The organism is Mumia quercus (genome assembly GCF_025506335.1).
In the GTDB taxonomy this organism is placed as follows: Bacteria; Actinomycetota; Actinomycetes; order Propionibacteriales; family Nocardioidaceae; genus Mumia; species Mumia quercus.
In genome coordinates, this window is record NZ_JANZYO010000008.1 from 19036 (window position 1) to 27824 (window position 8789).

An 8789-nucleotide genomic window follows, 5' to 3' on the forward strand; every position below is an offset into this window, starting at 1 on the left:
ACAGCTCGAGGGTGCCCGCAACCGCGCGTGACGTGCCTCGCGTCAGGCCTTCTTGGCCGCGCTCTTCTTGGCAGGCGCCTTCTTGGCCGCCGGCTTCTTCGCCGTCGTCTTCTTCGCCGCCTCGCGCGCGGAGGCCTTCGCGGCCTTCGCCGACGCCGTACGGCCAGAGCCCTTGCGGGTACGGCCGGTCGGCGTGAGGTCGAGCGCAGGCTGGAGCGTCGGCTGCTTCGCCTCGCGCCCCTTGAGCAGCGGCGCGAGGAACTCGCCGGTGTAGCTGTCGGGGTGCGCGGCGATCTCCTCGGGCGTGCCGGCGGCGACCAGCGTCCCGCCTCGGTTGCCGCCCTCGGGGCCCATGTCGATGAGCCAGTCGGCGGTCTTGATGACGTCGAGGTTGTGCTCGATGACGATCACCGAGTTGCCCTGGTCGACGAGTCGTCCGAGGACGCCGAGCAGCTTGCGGATGTCCTCGAAGTGCAGACCGGTCGTCGGCTCGTCGAGGACGTACAGCGTCCGGCCGGTCTGACGCTTCTGGAGCTCGGCCGCGAGCTTGACGCGCTGTGCCTCGCCACCGGACAGCGTCGGTGCCGGCTGACCCAGGCGCACGTACCCGAGCCCGACGTCGACGAGGGTGCTGAGGTGACGGCTGATCGCCGGGATCGCCTCGAAGAACTCCAGCGCCTCCTCGATCGGCATGTCGAGGACGTCGGCGACGGTCTTGCCCTTGTAGTGCACCTCGAGCGTCTCGCGGTTGTAGCGCGCCCCGTGGCACACCTCGCACGGCACGTACACGTCGGGGAGGAAGTTCATCTCGATCTTGATCGTCCCGTCGCCGGAGCACGCCTCGCAGCGCCCGCCCTTGACGTTGAACGAGAAGCGTCCCTGCTGGTAGCCGCGGACCTTCGCCTCCGGGGTCGCCGCGAACAGCTTGCGGACGTGGTCCCAGACACCCGTGTACGTCGCCGGGTTGGAGCGGGGCGTCCGACCGATGGGCGACTGGTCGACGTGGATGATCTTGTCGACCAGGTCGACGCCGGTGATGTCCTTGTGGCGCCCCGGCAGCGCACGCGCGTTGTGGATCGTCCGCGCGAGCGACGTGTAGAGGATGTCGTTGACCAGCGTCGACTTGCCCGAGCCGGACACCCCGGTCACCGCGACCAGCTGACCGAGCGGGAACGCGACGTCGATGCCCTTGAGGTTGTGCTCGCGGGCGCCGCGGACGACGAGCTCGTGGCCCTCGCGGCGCGGACGCCGCTCGGCCGGCACCGCGATCTCGCGGCGCCCCGACAGGTACGCCCCGGTGATCGAGTCCTCGGAGTCGTACAGGTCCCTGACCGGACCCGAGACGATGACCTGGCCTCCGTGCTCGCCGGCACCGGGACCGATGTCGACGGCCCAGTCGGACGCGCGGATCGTGTCCTCGTCGTGCTCGACGACGATCAGCGTGTTGCCGAGGTCGCGGAGGCGGACGAGCGTCTCGATGAGGCGGTGGTTGTCGCGCTGGTGGAGACCGATCGACGGCTCGTCCAGGACGTACAGGACGCCGACCAGGCCGGCACCGATCTGGGTCGCGAGGCGGATGCGTTGAGCCTCACCGCCGGACAGAGACCCCGCGGCCCGGTCGAGGCTGAGGTAGTCGAGGCCGACGTCGAGCAGGAAGCGCAGCCGCTCGTGGATCTCCTTGAGGACGTGCTGACCGATCTGCGCCTCGCGCTCGGACATCTCGAGGTCGCTCAGGTAGCGGGCGGCCTCCTCGATCGACAGAGCGGAGACCTCGGCGATGTTCTTCTCGCCCTGGGTGGCCGACGTGACGGTGACCCCCAGGATCACCGGCTTGAGGCGGGTGCCGCCGCAGGTCGGGCACGGCACCTCCCGCATGTAGTCCTCGAAGCGCTCGCGCGTGGTGTCGGACTCCGCCTCGGCGTGCCGGCGGACCACGTACGGGATCACGCCCTCGAACGAGCTCCAGTAGGAGCGCACGCGCCCGTACCGGTTGCGGTAGTGGACGTGCACCTGCGTCGGGTGGCCCTCGAGCAGCGCCTTGCGGGCGGCCGCGGGGAGGTCCTCGAACGGCGTCGAGGTGGCGAAGTCCAGCTCCTCCGCGAGCGCGTCGATCAGCCGCCCGAAGTAGTCGGCGACGTGAGCCGACGACCACGGCGCGATGGCGCCGTCGTCGAGGGACAGCGACGGGTCGGGGACGACCAGCTCGGGATCGACCTCCATGCGCGTCCCGAGACCGGAGCACTCGGGGCAGGCGCCGAAGGGGGCGTTGAACGAGAACGACCGCGGCTCGAGCTCGTCGACGGCCAGCGGGTGGTCGTTGGGGCACGCGAGCTTCTCGGAGAACCGGCGTACGCGGCGCGGGTCGTCCTCCGGGAGGTCGACGAAGTCGAGCAGGACGAGGCCGTCCGCGAGGTTGAGCGCCGTCTCGATCGAGTCGGTGATGCGCTGCTGCGCCGTCGGCTTGACGGCCAGGCGGTCGACCACGACCTCGATGTGGTGCTTCTTCTGCTTGGCGAGCTTGGGCGGCTCGTCGGCGAGGTTGTGGACCTCGCCGTCGACGCGCACGCGGCTGTAGCCCTGGGACTGCAGCTGCCGGAAGAGGTCGAGGTACTCGCCCTTGCGGCCGCGGATCACCGGCGCGAGGACCTGGAAGCGCGTCCCCTCGTCGAGCTCCATGATGCGGTCGACGATCTGCTGGGGCGTCTGGCGCGTGATCGCCTCGCCGCACACCGGGCAGTGCGGGTGGCCGATGCGGGCGTACAGCAGGCGGAGGTAGTCGTAGACCTCGGTGATCGTGCCCACCGTCGAGCGCGGGTTGCGCGAGGTGGACTTCTGGTCGATCGAGACGGCCGGCGACAGGCCCTCGATGAAGTCGACGTCGGGCTTGTCCATCTGCCCGAGGAACTGGCGCGCGTACGCGGAGAGGCTCTCGACGTAGCGTCGCTGGCCCTCCGCGAAGATCGTGTCGAACGCGAGCGAGGACTTGCCGGACCCCGACAGACCCGTGAACACGATCATCGCGTCCCGCGGGAGCTCGAGGGAGACGTCCTTCAGGTTGTGCTCGCGAGCGCCGCGGATGAGCAGTTGATCTGCCACGTGTTCAGCCTTCCTGGGGGTCGCGCCGGTTGGGACGTCAGGGCGCGGATCGCCACCCGAGCAGGGCTCGACCCACCTTCTCCATCGTAGCGAGGGGGCCTGACAGGAACGTGCCTCGCGACCTGGCAGGGTGGGGTCATGGCGACCCCGAACGACGTCATCGACCTCGTCGACTCCCGTACGCGCGAGCTGCTCGTCGCCCTCGACGGCCTCGACGACGCCGACATGCGCGCACCGAGCCTGCTGCCGGGCTGGACCCGCGGCCACGTGGTCACGCACCTGGCCCGCAACGCCGACGCCCTAGTACGGCTGCTGACCTGGGCGCGCACCGGCGAGGAGCAGGCGATGTACGCCTCGCCGGAGCAGCGCGCCGCCGACATCGAGGACGGGGCGGGCCGCAGTGCCGACGCCCTCCTCGACGACCTGACCGAGGCGTCCGTCCGCTGGATCGTCACCGCCCGGGGCCTGCCCGAGGAGGCGTGGGCGGCGACCGTGACCGCCCGGGCCGGCCGCAAGGTCGTGGGCTCCTGGCTGCCGATGATGCGGGCGACCGAGGTGATCCTCCACCACTACGACCTCGACCTCTGCTACACGCCGGACCGGTGGCCGCCGGGCTGGGTCTCGCTCGCCATGCACGACGCCGCCCGCGACCTCTCCGAGCGCGCCGGCGAGCCGCTCGCCCTGCGGGCCGTGGACTCGGGCCTGGGCGTCGGCGACGGCGGAGGCCGTACGGTGTCCGGTACGCAGGCCGACCTCCTCGCGTGGGTCACACGCGGCCTCGTCGGCCCGTCGCTCAGCACCACCGGCACGCTGCCCGAGCTCGCCGCGTGGCGCTGACCGCGGCGCGACCGCACGAAGAGGAGACGCGATGACGTACACCGGCAAGGTCACGGTCGGAGGGACGCCCGCCGTCCACGAGCTCACCGACCTGATCGTCACCAAGGTGGCGGTCGGCCCGATGAGCAACAACGCCTACGTCCTGCGGTGCCGCCACACGGACGAGCAGGTCATGATCGATGCCGCGAACGACGCCGCGACCCTCGTGGAGGTCGTCGGCGAGGCCGGGCTCGCGGCCGTCGTCACCACCCACCGCCACGGCGACCACTGGCAGGCGCTCGGCGAGGTCGTCGCCGCGACGGGCGCGCGTACGCTCGCCGGTGCCGAGGACGCCGAGGCGATCGGGGTGCCGATCGACGCGGTGGTGACCGAGGGCGACGAGATCCCCGTGGGGCGCTCCCGGCTGCGGGTCATCCACCTCGTGGGTCACACGCCCGGGTCGATCGCCCTGCTGTACGACGACCCGGAGGGCATGCCCCACCTGTTCACCGGTGACTCGCTGTTCCCCGGAGGCGTCGGCAAGACGTGGTCGCACGACGACTTCGTGTCGCTGATCGACGACGTCGAGCGCAAGGTCTTCGACGTGCTGCCCGACGAGACCTGGTTCTACCCCGGCCACGGCGACGACTCCACGCTCGGCGCCGAGCGGCCGCACCTCGCCGAGTGGCGGCAGCGCGGCTGGTAGGCACCCGGCCGTCAGGCTGCGGCGGCGACCCCGCGGCCGGTGATCGCGGTCAGCTCCTCGACGCTCATCTGCAGGGTCGGGTCGCGCTCCTCGAGGATCTGCTCGTACGACCGCAGCTCCGGCGCGGCGGACACGGTCGCCACGGGCAGGGTGGCGACCGCGGTCTCGGCGTCCGCCCGAGCGGCCTCGGCCCGGTCGGCCCGCTTCTTGCTCACGATCATCCACAGCGCCTGCCCGCCGATGACGACCCAGACGAGGTTCGCCGCGGCCGAGGGCCACACCTGGTTGAACGCCGCGACGCCGCCCATCAGGCCGGCGCCCATGAGGTTCGCCGTCTGGTAGCGCGCCGAGGAGGCGCTCCACCGGCCACGGCTGACGAGAAGGTACGCGGCAGCGCCCGCGACGGCGCCGAACCACCCGAGGGCGGTGACGAAGTCGGCGAACGTGATCATGTGCGGCTCCGAGAAGGTCGTACTGGGTGAGGGGCTCGTTCAGTGTGCGCCGCGATCGCGTTTAGCACAATGGACGTCTTCTTGATCCAGCGTTTAGCATTGCTAAATGGCTGCGATCGATCCCCGTCGTCTCGCGTACCTGCTTGCCGTCTACCGGACGGGCGGCATCCTCGCGGCCGCGGACGAGTTGCACGTCACACCCTCGGCGGTCTCCCAGCAGATCGCGAGACTCGAGGCCGAGGAGGGTCTCGACGTCCTCGTACGGGGTCCGCGCGGCGTCACGCTGACGCCCGCCGGCCGCGTCCTGGCCGAGACGGCCGAGCGGATCGAGTCCGAGCTCGTCGAGGCGCGCAAGACCCTCGCGACCATGGGCGAGGAGGTCTCCGGTCGCGTCGTCGTCGGCGCGTTCCAGACGTCGATCCAGGCGATCGTCGGCCCCGCGCTGAGCCGGGTCCGCGACGAGTACCCCGGCATCGAGGTCGTCGTCACCGAGCACGAGCCCACGGACGCCCTGCGCCTGCTGCGCGCCGGCGAGCTCGACCTCGCGCTCGTCGAGCAGGACGAGGACTCCCCCGTCAGCGCACCGCGCGGCATGGGCGACGTCATCCTCCTCGACGAGCCGTGGCGGGTCGTGATCCCGGCCGCCTTCCCGACCCCGACACAGCTGGCCGACCTCGCCGACGCCACGTGGCTCGGCGCCGAGAAGGAGGTCGCGGCCGCGCGGGCGCTCGTACGCCTGGCGGGTGCGCTCGGCCGCCAGCTCCGTACCGTGCACGCGTTCTCCAGCTTCGAGGCGGCGTTCGCGCTCGTCGCGGCGGGCGAAGGCGTCGCGATGGTCCCCGCGCTCGCGCTCCAGCAGGACCTCCCCCACGGTGTCGAGGTCGTCGCCGTGCCCGGCCTCGGCTCGCGACGCGTCGTCGCGCGCCACCGGCAGACCCGCCGCGAGCCCGGTCCGGCCGTGTCGGCCGTGATCGACACGCTGCTGAGCACCGCGGCCGGCGTCGAGCTGGGTTAGGACTACTCGACCAGCGGGGGCGGCGGAGGGCCTGCCGGACGTAGGCGCTTCGCCTCGATCCACTGCTCGACCAGCGTCCCCTCCCCCTGCTTGCCGGGGACGAAGGCGACGCGCGCGACCCATCCCTGCGACTCGCGCCGCCACTCGATGACGAGTCCGGGGTAGGCGTCGGCCTCGTACCGGCTCAGCGACACCCACACGTGGCGCACCATGCCGCCGTCGCGCGGCTCCACGTGGCGCCCGTCGGTGCCGTACCGCCTGTTCGTTCCCACCGGCACAGAATACGTCGTCTCTCGAACACGTGTTCGAAGGCCTCCTGCGCCGGGCGAGCCGGATTGCACCGTTTCGTCCCGCGCACCAGAGTGGTCTCGAATCGGACCACGAGGAGCGCCCATGAGCGACAGCAAGCCTGAGGCCACCACCGACGAGCAGAAGGCCACGGAGCTCCGCCGGTTCCTCACCCCCAAGCTGCTCCTGCTCTTCATCGTCGGCGACATCCTCGGCACCGGCGTCTACGCCCTCACCGGCGACGTCGCAGCAGAGGTCGGCGGCGCGGCCTGGCTGCCGTTCATCATCGCGTTCGTGATCGCGACACTGACCGCCTTCTCGTACCTCGAGCTCGTCACGAAGTACCCGCAGGCCGCCGGCGCCGCGCTCTACACGCACAAGGCCTTCGGTATCCACTTCCTGACGTTCCTCGTCGCCTTCACCGTGATGTCCTCGGGTATCACGTCCGCGTCGACGGCCTCCCGACTGGTGGCCCGCAGCGTCGACCAGGGATTCGACCTGTCCCTGAACAACACCGGCATCCTGTTCGTCGCCCTGGCGTTCATCGTCGTGCTGGCGCTGATCAACCTGCGCGGCGTCGCCCACGGCGTGCTCACCAACGTGGTCCTCACGACGATCGAGCTCACCGGGCTCCTGCTCGTCATCCTCGTCGGGATCTGGGCGATGACGCAGGGCGACGCCGACTTCTCCCGAGTGGTGGCCTTCGACACGCCTGAGGACAAGAACGTCTTCCTCGCGGTGACGACGGCGACCTCGCTGGCCTTCTTCGCGATGGTCGGCTTCGAGGACGCGGTCAACATGGCGGAGGAGACGAAGGACCCGCTCCGGTCCTTCCCGCGGATGATGCTGACCGGCCTGTCGATCACGGGTCTCATCTACGTCCTCGTGTCGATCACCGCCGTCGCTCTCGTCCCCATCGGCGAGCTCGGCGCCTCCGAGACCCCCCTCCTGACCGTGGTCGAGCGCGGCGCTCCCGACGTCCCGATCGACGAGATCTATCCGTTCATCACGATGTTCGCCGTCGCGAACACCGCCCTGATCAACATGCTCATGGCCAGCCGGCTCATCTACGGCATGGCCAAGCAGCGGGTGCTGCCCCCGGCGCTCGCGCACGTGGGCGCGCATCGCCAGACGCCGTGGGTCGCCATCCTCTTCACGACGGTGATCGCGTGCGGCCTCATCACGTACGTCTTCAGCGCCAGCGACGACGCCATCGTGACGCTGGGAGGAACGACGGCACTGCTCCTGCTCGGCGTCTTCACGATCGTGAACATCGCGGTACTGGTCCTGCGCCGCGACCACGTGGACACGAACCACTTCGTGACGCCGACGGCCCTCCCGATCATCGGCGGGCTGGCGTCGCTCTACCTCGTGACGCCGCTGTCGGGGCGGCCGGGCGAGCAGTACGAGGTCGCGGGCCTCCTCCTCGGGATCGGCGTCGTGCTCTGGGCGATCACCTGGTTCGTCAACCGCGCGGCGTACGGGGCCAAGACGTACGTGAAGGACCCCGGCGAGCTCGAATGAGCCCCACCGGGGTCCTGTGTCACGTCAGGCGACGGCGAGCCGTCACCGTCACCAGAACTTCTTGCGCCACCACCGCGGGTAGTAGCCGACGGCACCCTTCTTGGCGTACCGGTCGCTGCGGGCGAATCCCTGCCACTTCTCCCGCTTGTGCTTGGTGGTCAGCCCGAGCTTGCGGGAGCAGGACGGCCAGGCGCCCCACCCCTGCCCACGGAGGACCTTCTCGGCGATCGCGATCTGCTGGCGGCGCTTCGCCTTGTGCGCGTAGCGGGCGTACTTCCTGCCGCCGTACGCACGCCAGGTGCCTGGGCTGAACTGCAGACCACCGTGGTAGCCGTTCCCGGTGTTGATGTGCCAGCGCTTGCCGGACTCGCACTTGGCGAGCCGCTGCCAGGTCCTGTCCTTGGCGGCGTTGGCGGGCGTGCTGGTGAAGACCAGCATCCCCAGAACCATGCCGGCGAGCGCCAGCGTGAGAGCGACGCCACGACGGGCGGCGCGGAGGGCGTTGAACATGTTGTCCCTTCACAACGCCTGTGGGGTTAGCTGTCGGGTTCGGGCCGAAGGTGCCCGGCCTGCCGCGGTCGTGCTCGTACGGCATGGCTTCACCCCAAGGAGCCGAGGCTCCGGAGATGGGTTCCCCACTCCCGCCCGTTGGTTGTCGAGGGTTCGCCGGCCCCCGTGACCGGCCATCCGGGGTAGACCTCGCTCGTGGGCGGGACTCGGCGTGCGAGCGAGACCTTCGACAGACTAACCCACACAAACAAGACATCAAGCCCAACCCGCCCAGGGTGCGTGCGGTGGCGGGGGGGGCGCGGCCCCCCCCCCCCCCCCGGGGGGGGGGGGGGGGCCCCCCCCCCGGGGGGGGGGGGGGCCCCCCCCCCGGGGGGGGGGCGCC

The 8789-nt window shown here is 70.8% G+C and carries 8 protein-coding genes and 1 riboswitch; of the genes, 4 read left to right on the forward strand and 4 right to left on the reverse strand.

Features of this window, described 5'->3' with window-relative positions; translation table 11 throughout:
• Nucleotides 1-42 precede the first annotated feature (42 nt).
• Entirely contained in the window at nucleotides 43-3096 is a 3054-nt protein-coding gene (gene uvrA / locus NYZ95_RS18200) for an excinuclease ABC subunit UvrA (RefSeq protein ID WP_262852759.1), read from the reverse strand.
• A gap of 138 nt (nucleotides 3097-3234) precedes the next feature.
• Here uvrA and NYZ95_RS18205 point away from each other — a divergent pair, with 138 nt between their 5' ends.
• Nucleotides 3235-3933, forward strand: coding sequence for a maleylpyruvate isomerase family mycothiol-dependent enzyme (locus tag NYZ95_RS18205; protein ID WP_262852760.1), 699 nt, complete (start codon nucleotides 3235-3237; stop codon nucleotides 3931-3933).
• Between the two features lie 31 nt (nucleotides 3934-3964).
• On the forward strand, nucleotides 3965-4618 hold the full coding sequence (locus NYZ95_RS18210; protein ID WP_262852761.1) for an MBL fold metallo-hydrolase: 654 nt from the start codon (nucleotides 3965-3967) through the stop codon (nucleotides 4616-4618).
• Nucleotides 4619-4629: 11 nt separating this feature from the next.
• Here NYZ95_RS18210 and NYZ95_RS18215 read toward each other — a convergent pair whose 3' ends face one another.
• Nucleotides 4630-5070: a CBU_0592 family membrane protein gene (locus NYZ95_RS18215; RefSeq protein WP_262852762.1), complete on the reverse strand. Its 441-nt coding sequence runs from the start codon at nucleotides 5068-5070 to the stop codon at nucleotides 4630-4632.
• 106 nt (nucleotides 5071-5176) lie between these two features.
• Between NYZ95_RS18215 and NYZ95_RS18220 the strand changes: the two genes are divergently transcribed.
• On the forward strand, nucleotides 5177-6085 hold the full coding sequence (locus NYZ95_RS18220) for a LysR family transcriptional regulator (protein ID WP_262852763.1): 909 nt from the start codon (nucleotides 5177-5179) through the stop codon (nucleotides 6083-6085).
• Between the two features lie 2 nt (nucleotides 6086-6087).
• Here NYZ95_RS18220 and NYZ95_RS18225 read toward each other — a convergent pair whose 3' ends face one another.
• Complete coding sequence (locus tag NYZ95_RS18225) at nucleotides 6088-6357, reverse strand: hypothetical protein (protein ID WP_262852764.1); 270 nt, start codon at nucleotides 6355-6357, stop codon at nucleotides 6088-6090.
• A 121-nt stretch (nucleotides 6358-6478) separates the two neighbouring features.
• On the opposite strand from NYZ95_RS18225, the gene NYZ95_RS18230 reads away from it, so the two are divergent.
• The gene (locus tag NYZ95_RS18230) at nucleotides 6479-7897 is read left to right on the forward strand and encodes an APC family permease (RefSeq protein ID WP_262852765.1); all 1419 of its coding nucleotides are present in this window, start codon (nucleotides 6479-6481) and stop codon (nucleotides 7895-7897) included.
• 48 nt (nucleotides 7898-7945) lie between these two features.
• Here the strand turns inward: NYZ95_RS18230 and NYZ95_RS20215 are convergent, their stop codons facing one another.
• A complete protein-coding gene (locus NYZ95_RS20215; RefSeq protein WP_279307955.1) occupies nucleotides 7946-8407 on the reverse strand; it encodes a transglycosylase family protein in 462 nt (153 codons plus the stop codon).
• Between the two features lies 1 nt (nucleotide 8408).
• Nucleotides 8409-8576: riboswitch (cyclic di-AMP (ydaO/yuaA leader) on the reverse strand.
• Nucleotides 8577-8789: the final 213 nt, after the last annotated feature.